The following is a 16,926-nucleotide window of genomic DNA, read 5'->3' on the forward strand; positions in this document are numbered from 1 at the left end:
TTTCAACGAAGTTTTACTCTTTATTATTACACATACTTATTGACAAAACATACCTTTTAAAACGACTTAAAACCGTACATTAAACAAAAACATCATTTTATTGTACGTGAAAATATTTTTTCGCACAAACTTCAATATACCAATTACCCATTAAAAAAAAGACCAAAACACAAGTTTGGTCTTTCCTTTAATTACGGTGATGTAAAAACAATTTACATCATATCTGCATGTGCATAATCTATATCCGTAAACTTATTATATTGTTTCATGAAGTGCAGTTTGACAGTACCGGTCGGGCCGTTACGCTGCTTCGCAATAATGACTTCGATCTCACCGTTATCATCATTGGTTACAGGTTCCATTCCACCGTCGTCATCTTCTTCTCCATCTTCGCGATTATAGTAATCATCACGATATAAGAAAGCTACGATATCCGCATCTTGCTCAATCGAACCGGATTCACGAATATCACTCATCATCGGACGTTTATCTTGTCGCTGTTCTACACCACGAGATAACTGACTCAGTGCGATAACAGGACATTCTAGTTCACGTGCAATAGCTTTAAGTGTTCTTGAAATCTCAGATACTTCTTGCTGACGGTTGTCTGACATACGAGAACCGCTTCCCATAATCAACTGCAAGTAGTCGATTACAATCATATCTAAACCGTGCTCTTGTTTCAGTCTGCGGCATTTTGAACGCAAGTCTGTAATTCTGATACCCGGCGTATCATCAATAAAGATTTTCGTACGTGAAAGCTTACCGACCGCAACTGTGAAGCGATTCCAGTCTTCTTCAGTCATCGTACCTGTACGCAAACGGTTAGAGTCAACGTTGCCTGAGCTGCAAATCATACGTGTTGCAAGCTGGTCTGCACCCATCTCAAGCGAGAAGATACCTACCGTATAATTACTTTCATGTGTTGCGACTTTTTGTGCAATATTTAATGAGAAGGCAGTCTTACCTACAGAGGGACGTGCAGCCAAAATGATTAAATCGTTACGGTTAAAGCCCGCAGTCATTTGGTCTAAATCACGATAACCTGTAGGGATACCTGGTGTCTGACCACTATTTTGGTCAAGTTCTTCAGCATTTTCATAAACTTGGCCTAAGACATCTCGGATGTCTTTAAAGCCTTCTGATTCTCTCGTTGAGGCAAGTTCTAAAATCTTGCGCTCAGCATCGCTTAAGATGTCATCAAGTTCAAGTTCTGAATCATAGCCGTCTTTTGCGATTTGATCAGCGACACGAATCAAATTACGTTTCGCGGCTAATTTATAGACGATTTCTCTATAGTATTCAATATTGCGTGTAGTCGGTACATTGCTTGCCAGTTCAGCAAGATATTGCGGTCCGCCCGCTTCGCTCAATGTCCCTTCTGATGTCAGCTGGTCCATCAAGGTTACGACATCAATTTCGCTGTTTTCCTCAGAGAGGTGCATCATCGCACGGAATATGTGTTGGTGAGCGCCTCTATAAAAGGACTCAGGAAGCAAGACTCCCTGAGTTTCCCCGATGAGCTGCGGATCAATAATAATGGCACCTAAGACAGATTGTTCAGCCTCATTGTTATGGGGCATCTGGTTTTGTTCATACATTCCATCCATTTTTGATTACACCTCTGATTATTTCCAAATCTTTCTTATTGTTCCACTGTGTGAACACGGATTGTACCTTCGACAGTTTTGTCTAATTTTACTGGTACATTTGTATAACCTAATGCATGGATACCATTAGGCAATTCCATTTTACGTTTATCAATTTTAATATCATGTTGTTTTTGAAGTGCTTGTGCAATTTGTTTAGTACTTACAGAACCGAATAATTTTCCGCCTTCGCCTGATTTCGCAGTAACTTCTACTTCGATTTCTTCAAGGCGTTTTGCTAATGCTTTTGCATCTTCGATTTCTTGTTCTCTTTCTTGTTCAGCACGTTTGTTTTGCTGTTCTAATTGTTTTAAGTTGCCTGGTGTTGCTTCCACAGCAACATTTTTCTTGAATAAGAAGTTGTTTGCGTAACCTACTGGTACGTCTTTTACTTCGCCTTTCTTGCCTTTACCTTTAACGTCTTGTGTAAAAATTACTTTCATTATCCTTCACTCCTACTGATTTGTTCATCTATGGCTTGTTGTAATTGTTCTACTGCTTCGTCTACTGTTACACCTTTAATTTGAGTTGCCGCGTTTGTTAAATGTCCGCCGCCGCCCAATGCTTCCATTGTCAGCTGAACATTGATAGAACCGAGTGAACGTGCAGAAATACCGACTAAGTCGTCTTCTCTGCGGGCAATCACATAAGATGCCTCTACACCGTCTAAACTTAACAACTCATCTGCAGCTTGTGCAACTGTAACAGGATGATAAATTTTATCATTAGAACCATGTGCAATCGCAATACCATTATCTTGCAATTTCACAGTTCGGATTAATTCTGAACGATTGATATACGTATCAATATCGTCTTTTAAGAAATGCTGTGTCAAGATCGTATCTGCACCATGTGCACGTAAATAACTTGCCGCATCAAATGTTCTTGAACCTGTACGCAATGTAAAGTTGCGTGTATCCACAATAATACCTGCATACATAATTGTAGATTCAAGTCTTGTCAGACGCTGTTCTGTCGGTTGGTATTCAAGCAGCTCTGTCACAAGTTCTGCTGTAGAGCTGGCATAAGGTTCCATGTATACCAATAACGGATGAGAGATAAAGCTTTCGCCGCGGCGATGGTGGTCGATGACCACTTTGCGGTTGGCTTTATTTAAGATGTTCTCATCTAAGACCATTTCAGGTTTGTGCGTATCGACGACTACTAATGTTGTTTTCGATGTCATAGTATCCCATGCTTCATCAGATGTGATAAAGCGGTCTTTCAATTCTGGTTTCTTATCGATTTCATCCATGACACGACGCAATGTCGGGTCAATATCTTCATCGTTTAAGACAACATAAGCATCTAAGTTGTTCATCATCGCAAAACGCGATACCCCGATTGCTGCACCGATAGCATCTAAATCAGGACGTTTGTGCCCCATGATGATGACTTTGTCGCCTTCCATTAAAATATCTTTCAATGCATGAGAGATAACGCGTGCACGTACACGTGTACGTTTCTCCATCGGGTCAGTCTTACCGCCATAGAAACGAACGTTGCCGTTAATATGTTTGATGGCTACTTGGTCGCCGCCGCGGCCTAATGCAAGGTCTAAACCTGATTGTGATAAATCCCCTAAATCAATCAAGTTCTCTGAGCCTTCGCCGACACCGATACTTAAAGTTAATTGGGCACGATAGCCCACACTTTTCTCACGCAGATTACGCAAGATATCAAAGTTCGACTCTTCTAATTGTGCTAAGATACGTCTGTTTAAATACGCAACGAATTGGTCTGAACTGTAACGTTTGAAATAAATGTCATATTCAGATGCCCAACGGCTGATAACACGTGTCACCATTGAGTTGATTTCAGAACGTTGTGTATCATTCATATTTTGTGTGATTTCATCGTAGTTATCTAAGAACAGCGTCGCAATAATTGGTTTCGATTCTTCATATAATTCATAAGTCTGTACTTCTTCTGTAATGTCGAAGAAATACAATACATGTTCATCTTCAGAATAACGAACGCGGTAATGATAACTGCCGTCTGTAATTTCGATTTCTTGTGTCTTTTCTAATTGCTTCAGAATGTTAGGATACACTTCATTTATCGGATCTGAGATAACATTGCGATCTAACCGATCAGACATGAAATGGTTCATCCATTCTACATCTTCGTTCTCATCAAGGACAATAATTCCGATTGGCAAGCTTTTAATCGCGATACTGTTGCCTGCTGAAATTTGTCCGCTCAAATCATCTACATAATTATCCAACCGTAAGAATGCATTGCGCAACGCAAATGCACTGATAATAATCATGACAACCAATACTGCCGAAGCAATGCCTGCAATCAATTGATTAAAGATAAACCATACAACTACTAATGCGATTGCAGTCAGTACCATCAGCAAAAAAGGTATTATCAGTGCTTTCTTCGTGGATTGACGATTCATTCTGTCACCTCAAATCATTTTTTGATAAATCTTTTCAGATTGAAACATAAGTCTACAACACCTAAAAGGCCTACGATAGGTATGATAGGTGTAATTAAAAATCCGACAATCATTAATAATATACCCACTGCTGCCGGTAATCGTTTTACTTTCGCAAAGAATGCGATAAAACTTAATCCTTGAATAAACATAATAAACGATAAGATGACTTGCATATTTAAAACAATACTTTGGAATGTACCAGGTTGTGTTGCGAACATGACACACAACAGTACTACAAAGTAGATATATGCAATCACACGTTTAAAATGCCAAGCATACAGCGGTTTAAATACTGGGGTTGCTATTTTGAACTTACGTAATATCGGGAACGTAACAATTAAGTTAATCAAAATCATGATAAAAATGATAATGATAGCATAACTTGGTAATTGGACTGCTAATTGTCTAAAGCCTTCTTCAAATACACCGCGTGAAGAAGCGTCCAACCCGCTCATTGCCATTGCGTGATATAACTGATCTTTTAATGGCTTCACAAGTACTTGTGAAAGCGGCAGCTTTTCAAAGACTTGAAGCAGCATAAACGCTGCTAATGAAATAATACTCATATATGTAGTCGCGATATAGAGTATACGTTCTTTGGAAGTACGTTCTTTCAATAGTTGGCCTACAACTAAGCTTAAAATCAAGATAAAGATGATATAGCTTAGTACCAATTGACTTCCGAAAAGAACAGCCAATACAACTGTAATCAACGCGGCAACACCGAATGACATAATAGACTTATGCCATAGAATTATCCCAGGCACCGTTGCAACGAAGAATAATATGATTCCGGCAACCGGTAAAAAATAGGTGACTGCAGCAACTATCAGCAAAGCTAATGTCGCTAGAAGCGTCGCCTTCAGGTCTATTTTTGCAAACAAATTCGCCACTCCTATACTTTAGTAACTATAAGAATTATTTTAACATAGTTGGCAAGAATCACCTACTTGATATCACTGGTATCCTATATGTTTTTAAGCCTGTCGGTCTTCTTTGATTCTCACTATTTATTTTCATAACTGAGACATAGAATTTCCTAATGTTTCTTTTGCTTTTAAATGAGGTATAAATTAATAAAATACATATTTATTATATTTTTAAAGGAGGCGTTATATGTCAGCCGGTGCAATCATTACATATGTCATTGTACTAATTTTGTTAGTCGTTTCAGTTATCCTTTCAGTTCGAGAATTGAAGAAAGAAAAAAGATACAGAAGCCAGAAAATAACAGTACTTTCTCTGAGTTTAACCGCAATTGCCGCACTTATTATTTTGATTTTCGGTATCATTCAATTGATGACAGGCGCTTAATATACTCTGTGCAAGGACAAAAATTTGTTAAATTTATATTAATTCACGAAAACGCTATCGAAATATGTTGCAAACCACGATATAATGAGTATGTCCAAGAAGATTTTATATTAAGAAGGAGCAGCGGAATATGCAGAAAGTTTTCTTAGCAGGAAGCAGCCTTGCGCTGTTTTTCACAAGCATATTATGTTTCGTATTGCATGCCTTGATTAGAATGAGTATCACTGGGTTTGTCTTTTTAAACGCTGGAAATTTTCTGATTCCATTAGGTTTTGCATTCGTTACACTGAGCATTATGGCATTGATCGCATTTCTATATGTCGATACTTCACAGCGTTCAGAAGCTCAAAAACAAAAGGTAAAAGGGTAGACTTCCGTTTGTCTGAAGTTAGACACCTAGATGTCTAACAAACCCTTTCATTACAGTATTTTTAAACTATTCTATTTCAATCGATTATCCTTAGAGGGTAGTCGGTTTTTTGTTTTTTATCAGGAAATAATTGTTCGGGAAATAAAAAAACGGACGCTATGTTGGTAAGGCATAGCGTCCATGTGGTAGGTAAATATATATATTGGAACGAGGTTGGATCATCTTAATTCATTTTCCAACTACTCGATGATCCCATTTATTTTGTTGCTGGGCCGATTTTTTCTTTTCCGCCCATAAATGGTACTAATGCTTTTGGAATCGTGATTGAACCATCCGCATTTTGATAATTTTCAACAATCGCTGCAAATGTACGACCTACTGCTAATCCGCTTCCGTTCAATGTATGAACTAATTCAGGTTTAGCATCTTTGTCGCGTTTGAAACGAATGTTAGCACGACGTGCTTGGAAATCTGTCATGTTAGAGCATGAGCTGATTTCTTTGTAGTCATCATAACTTGGAAGCCAAACTTCTAAGTCATATGTTTTACTTGAACTGAATCCTAAGTCGCCTGTACATAAGATGACACGACGATATGGTAATTCAAGTTCTTCTAAGATTGCTTCTGCGTTGCTTGTTAACTGTTCTAATGCATCCCAAGAATCTTCAGGTTTTTCAAAGCGTACCAACTCAACTTTATCGAATTGGTGCAAACGGATTAAACCACGTGTATCACGTCCGGCAGAACCCGCTTCGCTTCTGAAGCATGCTGACTGTGCAGTGAATTTACCTGGTAATTTATCTGCAGGTAAAACTTCTTCGCGGTAGAAGTTAGTTAAAGGTACTTCTGCTGTTGGAATCATGTAGAAGCCTTCTTTTTCAATTTTGAATAAGTCTTCTTCGAATTTTGGAAGTTGACCTGTACCATACATTGCATTTGCATTTACAAGTTGAGGTACCATCATTTCAGTATAGCCGTGCTGAGTTGTATGTTTTGTTAACATGTAGTTCATTAACGCACGTTCTAATTGCGCACCTTCATTTGTTAAGAAGACGAAACGTGCACCAGATACGCGTGCAGCACGTTCGAAATCAGCCATACCTAATTCTTCGACTAAATCCCAGTGTGCTTTTGCTTCGAAGTCGAATTCGCGTGGTGTACCCCATTTTTTAACTTCAATATTATCTTCATCAGTTTCGCCTTCAGGTACATCATCATGCATGATATTAGGGATTGTAGATAATCTATAATTCAACGCATCATCCACTTCATGTAATTCAGTATCAATATCTTTGATTTTATCGCCAAGTTCTCTCATTTCTTTAATAGCGTCATCCGCATTTTCTTTGTTGCGTTTTTTCTCAGCGATTTCACCGCTTACTCGGTTACGTTCAGCTTTCATTTCTTCTGCTTTACCGATTAATTCACGACGTTTGCCATCAAGTTCTAATACTTCATCCACGATTTTAGGATCCATATTACGTAATCTTACTTTCTCTTTTAAGCGATCAGTTTCATTTCTAAACAATTTAATATCTAACATGTTTAAGTCATCCTTTCGAAATATGTGTAGGGGTATAATAATAAAAATTAATAATATTTTAGAGTAGCTTTAAAAAAAGATAAAAAAATACCACGTCCCTACAAGGGACGTGGTATACGTGTTGCCACCCTATTTAACAGTATGTATCAAAAATTGATGCACACTGCACTCTCACTAAAATAACGGTTAAAACCGGTTGTTCACTCATATGCAGGTAGATTCACCGCTAAGCCTTAATTGCTTATTCACACCAACCATAAGCTCTCTGAAATTATTACTTAGGACTACTTATCCTGCGAACAATGTTTTATTAACTTAACTTCACTATAGCAAATACTATTTTAAATTGCAACTCAAATATAAAATTTTTCTGAATTCAAGAAAAATTCATGTTATTTGCATTCTGCATCAGTATACGCAGCTTGCTGTAAATAACGCGAAACTTGTGTGATATCTTGATGGAATTGACGGTCTTCTGTAATAGAAGGCGTAATGTTTCTTAATGTCTCATATTTTTCACGTGAACGCGGCGATAATTGATCGATGCCTTTCAGTTCCACTGCTTGCAGCGCAATAATCAATTCGATTGAAAGCACTCTGCGCGTATTATCCACAATTTGATAACCATGTCTTGATCCGATTGTACCCATTGAAACATGATCTTCTTGGTTAGCTGATGAAGGAATGGAATCAACACTTGCCGGATGTGCTAATGTTTTATTTTCTGAAACTAAACTTGCAGCCGCATATTGCATAATCATCGCACCGCTTTGCAATCCAGGTTCAGGACTTAAGAAAGCAGGCAAACCACCGTTTAATTGCGGATTAACTAAGCGTTCTAAGCGGCGTTCTGCGATATTGCCTAATTCGCTGACTGCTACTTTTAAGAAATCTAATGCATAAGCAACAGGCTGACCATGGAAGTTGCCGCCTGAAATCACTAATGTTTCATCATCTTCATGGAAGATTAACGGATTATCATTAGCCGCATTCATTTCACGTTCCAATTGTTGTTTCACAAACTTCAATGTTTCAAAGCTGGCACCATGGACTTGCGGAATACAGCGTAATGTATAAGCATCTTGAACTCGGATTTCACCTTGATGTGTAGTTAACTGAGAATCTTCTAACCAATACAGCATACGATCCGCTACTGCACTTTGTTCTGGGAAGTTGCGCACATCGTGTACTTCTGGACGATAAGCATCTGTAATGCCGTTTAATGCTTGATGTGTCAGTGCCGCAATCCATTCAGATTGATATGCCAGACTTTCCGCTTCAATACAGCTGATGACACCTTGTGCTGTCATTGCTTGCGTCCCATTTATCAAAGCTAATCCTTCTTTTGCGGAAAGCTCTAATGGTTGTCGTCCTAGCATTTCAAGTACATCTTTGCTGTCTCTTTCTTCTTGCTGATAAAAGACTTTGCCTTCTCCGATTAATGCTAATGCAAGGTGAGATAACGGTGCTAAATCACCTGATGCACCTAACGAACCTTGTTGCGGAATAATCGGAATAATACGTTCATTGATGAAATAAATCAATTGATCCACTAAGTCAGTTGTTACACCTGAATGCCCTTTTAACATAGTGTTCAGACGTAATACCATCATCACTAATGCTACATCATGCGAAAATGGATCCCCTGTTCCGCAAGCATGGGAACGAATCAAGTTCACTTGTAATTGATTGTATTGCTCAGGGTCGATTAAGACATCGCTGAATAAGCCGAACCCTGTTGTAATACCATAAATCGTTTCTTTATTTTTAATGATTTCCTCCACAATAGCACGGCTCTGCTTTACACGTTCCATTGCTTCAGCTGAGATTGCTACCTTATCTTGCTGGTGTAAAAATGTCTTGATATCTTCAATTGTGAGCGATGCTCCGTTTAATTCTAATGTCAATTGAATTACCCCCTCAGTAAAATAAATGTATACAATTATCACAAGTATACGCTTACATTTTGGGTAGGACAATAGCTTTAGCGAAAGCCGTAGCGTGTTAATACGTCACTATTTTAACAAGCTAAAATACAGCACCTGACTTCTTCATAACGTTTCATGAGTTGAACATAATCGTAAAGCCGATACTATGAGCAGAAATGCAGATGATAGAAAGCTGCTTATCCTTGTCATGACGCATGCTTACCGAATGTTAATAAATACTTAAATTATATGTATTGACTTACCCATTCGATAGGTATAGTATATTCTAATGCATTAAGAAATTAGTAAAAAATATGGACTAACAGGCTCATCTCATTGGATTGAGATGTGCTTAAATTTTATAAGCAACCATCAACACATCGAGAAACCTAAAGCTCCATTTATGAAGCTTAAGATTCAAAATTGATAGGGAATATGGAGGGATTATGGTGGAAATTTTAACAGATGTTACTATTCCAAAAAGACAAGATGAAACCCATAAAGGGGACTACGGCAAGATTCTTTTAATCGGCGGTAATGCGAATTTAGGCGGCGCAATTATTATGGCTGCTCGTGCATGTGTATACAGCGGAAGCGGACTGATTACAGTCGCAACGCATCCCACTAACCATGCGGCACTGCATTCACGCTGTCCAGAAGCAATGGTTATTGATATCAACGATACAAAAATGTTAACGAAAATGATAGAAATCTCAGATAGTATTTTAATCGGACCTGGACTAGGCAGAGATTTCAAAGGTAATAACGCAATGACATTCTTACTCCAAAATATTCAACCGCATCAAAACTTGATTATTGACGGAGATGCAATTTCTATTATGAGTAAATTGAAAGTAGAGATTCCGGACTGCCGTAATATCGTCTTCACACCTCATCAAATGGAATGGGAAAGATTGAGCGGTATTCCGATTGAAGAACAAACTTATGAACGTAATCGCGAAGCAGTTGATCAAATCGGCACAGCGGTAGTCTTAAAGCAGCATGGCACTGAAATCTATTTAAAAGATAAAACTTATAAATTAGATATCGGCACACCTGCGATGGCGACAGGCGGCATGGGTGATACACTTTCTGGTATCATTACTAGCTTCATCGGCCAATTCGATGATTTCGACTATGCGGTTAAAGCAGGTACTTATGTACACAGTTATGTTGGCGAGTATCTATCTAAAGAAATGTATGTAGTACCGCCATCAAACTTAATTGCGGAAATTCCATATGCGATGAAACGTTTAGAAGAAAAAGAAGATTAAACTTAATTCATTTATAATAATAAAAAAGCTTTCTGCTTAACCGATGGGTTTTGCAGAAAGCTTTTACTTTATCTATTCATTTAAATTATTCTTCTTCGTTATCTTCATCTTCTGAATCCGCATTTTCAATATCTTCATTCACGCGATCCATAAAGTCTTGTCTTACTTCTTTTCTTTCGCCGTCTTCATCTTCAGTTTCATCGACAACTTCTGTATGAATTGTACGGTCGTCATCGTCTGATTCAATCACTTGTTCTTCGACTGTCGGTGTCGGTTCGTCTTCTCCAGGAAGTGCACCGCTGTCTGAAGTACCTTCTAATTCATCTTCTGGTTCTTCTTGAACTTTTGCGACAGTAGATACAAATTGATCTTCGCCTAGACGAATCAATCTGACACCTTGTGCTGAACGTCCGTTTTGAGAAATATCGCTGACATCGATTCTGATAATGACACCATGATCTGTCACAATCATCAAGTCTTCTTCGCCAGTTACAGTAGTGATACAAACGATATCACCGTTTTTCTCTGTGATTGTCGCTGTTTTAATACCTTTACCGCCGCGATTAGAAAGACGGTATTCACCAAGCGGTGTACGTTTACCGTAACCATTTTCAGTGACTACGAGCACTTCATCTTCACTATCACCATTCGCAACTGCAAGTCCCACAACAAAGTCGCCTTCACGTAATGAAATACCTTTTACGCCTGCTGCTGTACGGCCGAGTGGTCTTAAGAGTGATTCTCTGAAGCGGATGAGCGATGCACGAGAAGTACCTAATAATACATCTTTTGTGCCGTCTGTTAGACGTACCGCAACAAGTTCGTCTTCATCTCTGAAGTTGATTGCGATTTTACCGTTTCTGTTAATGTGCGAGAAGTTGCTTAATGATGAACGTTTCACAATACCGTTTTTCGTTGCAAAAACAAGGTAAGCATCTTCTTTTTCTAGGTCTTTCACCGCAATCATCGTACTGATGGATTCATCATTTTCTAACTCAATTGCGTTGATTACAGGGATACCTTTAGACTGACGTGAGAGTTCCGGCACCTCATAACCTTTAAGTTTGTAGACACGGCCTTGGTTTGTAAAGAACAATACATGGTCGTGCGTACTCATCGTAACAATCTGACTCACAAAGTCTTCATCCAACATGTTCATACCTTGTATACCGCGTCCGCCGCGATTTTGCGAACGGTACGTTGAAACTGGTAAACGTTTGATGTAGTTGTTATGACTCAATGTAATAACGATTTGTTCTTCTGGAATCAAGTCTTCATCTTCGATTTGATCAAGACCGCCAAGTTGAATTTCAGTACGACGTTCATCACCGAAGCGTTCTTTGACATCGATTAATTCATCACGTACTAATTGAAGTAATTTTTCTTCGTCCGCAAGGATTTCTCTCAACTCTTCGATATAAGCAATCAAATCGTTATATTCAGATTCGATTTTGTCTCTTTCTAAACCTGTTAAACGTCTTAAACGCATGTCCAAGATCGCTTGTGCTTGGCGTTCAGAAAGTTCGAAGCGTTCTTGCAAACGTTCCATTGCGACTTTATCTGTTTCTGATTCACGGATTGTCGTAATAATCTCATCGATATGGTCTAAGGCAATTCTTAAACCTTCTAAGATATGTGCACGATCTTCAGCTTTTTTCAAATTGTATTCTGTACGTCTGCGTACAACTATTTTTTGGTGTTCTAAGTATTCAACTAGCGCTTCTTTAAGATTGATTAATTTCGGTCTGCCGTTGATTAATGCAATCATATTCACACCAAATGAAGTTTGCAGCGGTGTTTGTTTATATAAGTTATTCAAGATAACACTTGCGTTGGCATCTTTACGAATATCAATAACTACTCTGACACCTGTACGCAAACTTGTTTCGTCACGCAAGTCTGTAATGCCGTCTATTCGTTTGTCACGCGCTAATTCTGCTATCTTTTCAATCATACGTGCTTTATTGACTTGGAACGGGATTTCAGTCACAACGATACGTTGGCGACCGCCGCCGCGTTCTTCGATTTCAGCACGTGCACGCATTTGAATCGAACCGCGTCCTGTTTCATATGCACGGCGAATACCGCTCTTGCCTAGGATTAAACCTGCAGTCGGGAAGTCAGGACCTGTAATATCTTCCATCAATTCCGCAATTGTAATATCAGGATTGTGGCTTAGGCTTAAAATACCATTGATGACCTCTGTCATATTGTGCGGCGGAATGTTTGTCGCCATACCTACTGCAATCCCTGAAGCACCATTCACTAAGAGGTTCGGGAAACGTGCCGGTAAGACTTCCGGCTCTCTTTCTGTCCCGTCATAGTTATCAATGAAGTTGATTGTATCTTTATTGATATCTCTTAATAGTTCTGTAGAAAGTTTCGTCATACGTGCTTCGGTATAACGCATTGCAGCTGCACCATCGCCATCCATTGAACCAAAGTTGCCTTGACCGTCAACAAGAGGATAACGATAGCTGAAATCCTGAGCCATACGCACCATAGCCTCATAGATAGATGAGTCCCCGTGAGGGTGGTATTTACCCATTACGTCACCTACGATACGTGCGGATTTCTTATACGGTTTATCAGGCGTCATTCCTTGTTCGTTCAAACCGTATAATATACGACGATGTACCGGTTTCAAACCATCTCTGACGTCTGGCAAAGCACGAGATACGATAACACTCATCGCATAGTCTAAGAACGATTCACGCATCTCGTTACTAATATTTCGTTCAATTATTCTTGATTCAGGATATTCAGCCATCAAGATTGCCTCCTTAAGTTATTAATTCCGTAGCTGTTGCAGTGATACATACTTTTAAGATTAGAAATCCAAGTTTGCATAGACTGCATTGTCTTCGATAAATTGACGGCGGTTTTCAACGACATCGCCCATCAGCATTTCGAATGTCATATCCGCTTCAATCGCATCATCCAATGTTACTTGAAGCATTGAGCGGTGTTCAGGGTTCATTGTAGTTTCCCATAATTGATCGGCATCCATTTCCCCTAAACCTTTGTAACGAGAAATTGACCATTTCGGTGTCGGTTTCAATTCTGATTTTAATTTTTCTAATTCACGTTCGTTAAAGACATAATACTTTTGTTTGCCTTGCGTTAATTTGAATAACGGCGGTTGTGCAATATATACATAACCCGCTTCAATCAACGGACGCATGAAACGGTAGAAGAATGTTAATAACAACGTTCTGATATGCGCACCGTCCACATCGGCATCTGTCATAATAACGATTTTATGATAACGTGCTTTCGTAATATCGAATTCTCCGCCGATACCTGTACCGAATGCTGTAATCATGGCACGGATTTCGTTATTGTTTAAGATTCTGTCTAAGCGTGATTTTTCAACGTTCAAAATCTTGCCTCGTAATGGCAGAATCGCTTGTGTTCTAGAGTCACGGCCTAATTTTGTAGACCCTCCGGCAGAGTCACCTTCGACTAAGAAGATTTCACTTTCGTCCGGGTTCTTGCTTGAACAGTCTGCTAATTTACCAGGTAAGCTGGACACTTCAAGTGCTGATTTTCTGCGTGTCACTTCACGGGCTTTTTTAGCTGCGATACGGGCACGAGAAGCCATAATACCTTTCTCCACGATAATACGAGCCACTTGAGGGTTTTCCATCAAGAAACGCTCCATATCTTCTGTGAAGAGTCTGTCTACAATCTGGCGTACTTCCGTGTTGCCCAATTTTGTTTTCGTTTGTCCTTCGAATTGAGGATTACTGTGTTTGATAGATACAATTGCTGTTAAACCTTCACGTGTATCTTCACCAGATAAACGCTCTTTATCCTCTTTGATAATGCCTTGTTTTGTACCATAGCTGTTCAATACGCGTGTCAACGCACGTTTGAATCCATCTTCGTGCGTACCGCCTTCATACGTATGAATGTTGTTGGCATAAGATAATAAATTTGTCGCAAAGCCTTTGTTGTACTGCAATGCGATTTCGACTTCTACGTCATCTTTGCGGTCATGAAGATAAACAGGCTCATCAAATAACGGTTCTTTGTTTTCGTTGATTAATTCAACGTAAGATTTAATACCGCCTTCATAGTGATAAGAATCTTCTCTTACCTCTTCTTCGCGTTCATCGCGTAATGTGATTTGAATGCCTTTGTTTAAGAAAGCTAATTCACGAATACGTTTTTGAAGGATTTCATACTGATACTCAGTTGTTTCAGTGAAAATCTCAGGGTCCGCTTTAAAACGGATCACTGTACCTGTACCTTCCGCTTCTCCAACAACTTTCAAATCGTATTGCGGAATACCACGTTTATAAGCTTGGTTGTACACTTTATCATTACGGTGTACGTAAACTTCTAAAGTTTCTGAAAGTGCGTTAACTACAGAAGAGCCTACACCATGCAAACCGCCTGATACTTTATATCCGCCGCCGCCGAATTTACCTCCGGCATGCAAGACAGTTAAAATAACTTCAACTGCAGGACGGCCCATTTTTTCTTGAATATCTACTGGAATACCGCGACCGTTATCTTCTACGCGAATCCAGTTGTCTTTTTCGATAACGACATCGATTCTATCAGCATAGCCAGCTAATGCTTCGTCAATACTATTATCTACAATTTCCCATACGAGATGGTGCAGACCTCTTTCTGAAGTAGATCCGATATACATACCCGGACGTTTACGAACGGCTTCAAGCCCTTCTAATACCTGTATTTGTCCAGCACCATAATCTTCCGTGTTGTTCACATCTGACAATGCTTCCACCTTCACTTTCTATCACTTGATAATTTCACCTTGGTTTATTCGGTAAAGTTTTGCATGTTTCATAATTTCATGATCAATACCTTCTACAGACGTTGTTGTCACAAAGGTCTGTACCTTATCTTGAATTGTACTCAGCAGGTGAGTCTGACGGGAGTCATCTAATTCACTCAGCACATCATCAAGCAATAAGATAGGGTATTCGCCGACTTCTTTGTTGATCAATTCAATCTCAGCCAGCTTGATTGATAATGCAGATGTACGCTGCTGTCCTTGCGAACCATACGTTTGTGCGTCCATCCCATTTACGTTGAAACCTAAATCATCACGATGCGGGCCGTAGAGTGCCACACCGCGTTCTATCTCTCTGTCCATATTATCTGCCAGCAGTTGAAGTACCTCTTCGAACAACGCTGCTTCATCCTCAGTATCAGACAGTTTCAAGCTTGGACGGTAATTGACCTCTAAAGCTTCTTTGTCGTCAGTAATACTGGCATGAATCGGTTGTGCGAGTGTTTCCAGTTCTGCAATGAAATGGGCACGTTTAAGTGTCACTTTCAAAGCATATTGCGCAAATTGCTGGTTCAAGACTTCAATCATGGTACGATCCGTCTTTTGTTTCGTTTGCAATTGCTTTAAATAATTATTTTTTTGTTTCAAAATACGCTGGTACTGTGATAAGTCGTTGAGGTACACCGCAGACATCTGACCCAGCTCCATATCGATAAAGCGGCGTCTGACTTGCGGAGATCCTTTGACGATATTCAGGTCCTCTGGGGCAAAAAGAACAACATTCAAGTGTCCGATATACTGTGTCAGACGATGTTGTTCCAAGTGGTTGACTTTAACCTTTTTGCCTTTTTTAGTTATAAACATCGTAAGCGGCATCTTGCCATGTCTATAACTCAGCTCACCCTCTATTTTAGCATACTCAGCACCAAAACGAATAAGCTCTTTATCATTAGCTGTTCGATGACTTTTAGCTAATGCAAGTGTGTAAATAGATTCTAATAAATTGGTTTTGCCTTGCGCATTTTCACCAATCAAAATGTTTACATCAGGATGGCAATCTAATGCGACTGCTTCGTAATTGCGGTAATTTTCAAGCTGGAGTGCATTTAATTTCATTGGTCACCTTGATGTGCTATTACAAAAGAACCCACTTCAGGTATTTCAATTTGATCGCCATCTTCAAGTTTCTTTCCTCGACGCGTTTCTCTTTCGCCGTTCAAGAAAACTTCGAAATCTTTTAAAAACCATTTTGCCTGTCCGCCTGATTCGATAATGCCTTCGGTTTTCAGGAATTGTCCTAAAGTAATGTCACCTTCAACCATGATTTTTTCAGTCAACACACTCACTCCATTTCTTTGTAAGGTCATTAATATATTATACCTTTTTTTGTAATAAATTTCATGTGTTACAGGTTGATTTCTAGGCTTATCTCAATAAAATTTCAGCTGTTTTTCAAAAAGGTGATTTTTTTACCTCTCTATTGCTCATTTTTTGCATTTTAAAAGGTGACATTGAAAAAATTTGTTATCTCGATATTTTTATCCAAATCATTTTTAAAGTTCACTGTGTGACATCTGAGAGCCTTTAAAATTGATTTAAACTCCATCTTTCATTTTCAACACGAAAAAACG

The 16,926-nt window shown here is 39.1% G+C and carries 13 protein-coding genes and 1 other annotated feature; of the genes, 3 read left to right on the top strand and 10 right to left on the bottom strand.

The window, feature by feature from the left end; genetic code table 11:
• Positions 1–212 precede the first annotated feature (212 nt).
• The 4 genes from dnaB to C7N65_RS08550 are packed head-to-tail and all read right to left on the bottom strand — an operon-like array spanning position 213 to position 4,997.
• The gene (gene dnaB, locus C7N65_RS08535; RefSeq protein WP_105994054.1) at positions 213–1,610 is read right to left on the bottom strand and encodes a replicative DNA helicase; all 1,398 of its coding nucleotides are present in this window, start codon (positions 1,608–1,610) and stop codon (positions 213–215) included.
• Between the two features lie 35 nt (positions 1,611–1,645).
• Positions 1,646–2,092, bottom strand: coding sequence for a 50S ribosomal protein L9 (gene rplI, locus C7N65_RS08540; protein ID WP_105994055.1), 447 nt, complete (start codon positions 2,090–2,092; stop codon positions 1,646–1,648).
• Positions 2,092–4,056, bottom strand: a complete 1,965-nt coding sequence (locus C7N65_RS08545; protein ID WP_105994056.1) for a DHH family phosphoesterase — start codon at positions 4,054–4,056, stop codon at positions 2,092–2,094. Before C7N65_RS08545 ends, rplI begins: the two co-directional genes overlap by 1 nt.
• Positions 4,057–4,070: 14 nt before the next feature.
• Positions 4,071–4,997, bottom strand: coding sequence for a DUF2232 domain-containing protein (locus C7N65_RS08550; protein ID WP_199790671.1), 927 nt, complete (start codon positions 4,995–4,997; stop codon positions 4,071–4,073).
• A gap of 217 nt (positions 4,998–5,214) precedes the next feature.
• Here C7N65_RS08550 and C7N65_RS08555 point away from each other — a divergent pair, with 217 nt between their 5' ends.
• The gene (locus C7N65_RS08555) at positions 5,215–5,412 is read left to right on the top strand and encodes a hypothetical protein (RefSeq protein WP_105994058.1); all 198 of its coding nucleotides are present in this window, start codon (positions 5,215–5,217) and stop codon (positions 5,410–5,412) included.
• Positions 5,413–5,542: 130 nt separating this feature from the next.
• The gene (locus tag C7N65_RS08560; protein WP_105994059.1) at positions 5,543–5,782 is read left to right on the top strand and encodes a hypothetical protein; all 240 of its coding nucleotides are present in this window, start codon (positions 5,543–5,545) and stop codon (positions 5,780–5,782) included.
• Positions 5,783–6,038: 256 nt separating this feature from the next.
• Here C7N65_RS08560 and serS read toward each other — a convergent pair whose 3' ends face one another.
• Positions 6,039–7,325 (bottom strand): serine--tRNA ligase, encoded by a 1,287-nt coding sequence (gene serS / locus C7N65_RS08565; protein ID WP_105994060.1) that lies wholly within the window; start codon positions 7,323–7,325, stop codon positions 6,039–6,041.
• A 100-nt stretch (positions 7,326–7,425) separates the two neighbouring features.
• Positions 7,426–7,635 (bottom strand) — a binding site (T-box leader).
• A gap of 82 nt (positions 7,636–7,717) precedes the next feature.
• Positions 7,718–9,232, bottom strand: a complete 1,515-nt coding sequence (gene hutH, locus C7N65_RS08570) for a histidine ammonia-lyase (RefSeq protein ID WP_105994061.1) — start codon at positions 9,230–9,232, stop codon at positions 7,718–7,720.
• A 470-nt stretch (positions 9,233–9,702) separates the two neighbouring features.
• On the opposite strand from hutH, the gene C7N65_RS08575 reads away from it, so the two are divergent.
• Positions 9,703–10,527, top strand: a complete 825-nt coding sequence (locus tag C7N65_RS08575) for an NAD(P)H-hydrate dehydratase (RefSeq protein WP_105994096.1) — start codon at positions 9,703–9,705, stop codon at positions 10,525–10,527.
• Positions 10,528–10,612: 85 nt separating this feature from the next.
• On the opposite strand, the gene gyrA is transcribed toward C7N65_RS08575, so the two are convergent.
• From gyrA to yaaA, 4 genes are read right to left on the bottom strand one after another with little or no spacing between them, the layout of a single operon-like run.
• On the bottom strand, positions 10,613–13,297 hold the full coding sequence (gyrA, locus tag C7N65_RS08580; RefSeq protein WP_105994062.1) for a DNA gyrase subunit A: 2,685 nt from the start codon (positions 13,295–13,297) through the stop codon (positions 10,613–10,615).
• Positions 13,298–13,357: 60 nt separating this feature from the next.
• Complete coding sequence (gene gyrB, locus C7N65_RS08585; RefSeq protein ID WP_234019069.1) at positions 13,358–15,286, bottom strand: DNA topoisomerase (ATP-hydrolyzing) subunit B; 1,929 nt, start codon at positions 15,284–15,286, stop codon at positions 13,358–13,360.
• A 12-nt stretch (positions 15,287–15,298) separates the two neighbouring features.
• Positions 15,299–16,411, bottom strand: coding sequence for a DNA replication/repair protein RecF (recF, locus tag C7N65_RS08590; RefSeq protein ID WP_105994064.1), 1,113 nt, complete (start codon positions 16,409–16,411; stop codon positions 15,299–15,301).
• Entirely contained in the window at positions 16,408–16,617 is a 210-nt protein-coding gene (yaaA, locus tag C7N65_RS08595) for a S4 domain-containing protein YaaA (protein ID WP_199790672.1), read from the bottom strand. Before yaaA ends, recF begins: the two co-directional genes overlap by 4 nt.
• Between the last annotated feature and the right edge of the window lie 309 nt (positions 16,618–16,926).

This window comes from Staphylococcus simulans (genome assembly GCF_002994445.1).
GTDB lineage: Bacteria > Bacillota > Bacilli > Staphylococcales > Staphylococcaceae > Staphylococcus > Staphylococcus simulans_B.

Bases quoted from the DNA above. Each gene is read 5' to 3' on its own strand.
- dnaB (WP_105994054.1), bottom strand. From the start codon at position 1,610: ATGGATGGAATGTATGAACAAAACCAGATGCCCCATAACAATGAGGCT.
- rplI (WP_105994055.1), bottom strand. From the start codon at position 2,092: ATGAAAGTAATTTTTACACAAGACGTTAAAGGTAAAGGCAAGAAAGGC.
- C7N65_RS08545 (WP_105994056.1), bottom strand. From the start codon at position 4,056: ATGAATCGTCAATCCACGAAGAAAGCACTGATAATACCTTTTTTGCTG.
- C7N65_RS08555 (WP_105994058.1), top strand. From the start codon at position 5,215: ATGTCAGCCGGTGCAATCATTACATATGTCATTGTACTAATTTTGTTA.
- C7N65_RS08560 (WP_105994059.1), top strand. From the start codon at position 5,543: ATGCAGAAAGTTTTCTTAGCAGGAAGCAGCCTTGCGCTGTTTTTCACA.
- serS (WP_105994060.1), bottom strand. From the start codon at position 7,325: ATGTTAGATATTAAATTGTTTAGAAATGAAACTGATCGCTTAAAAGAG.
- gyrA (WP_105994062.1), bottom strand. From the start codon at position 13,297: ATGGCTGAATATCCTGAATCAAGAATAATTGAACGAAATATTAGTAAC.
- recF (WP_105994064.1), bottom strand. From the start codon at position 16,411: ATGAAATTAAATGCACTCCAGCTTGAAAATTACCGCAATTACGAAGCA.
- yaaA (WP_199790672.1), bottom strand. From the start codon at position 16,617: ATGGTTGAAGGTGACATTACTTTAGGACAATTCCTGAAAACCGAAGGC.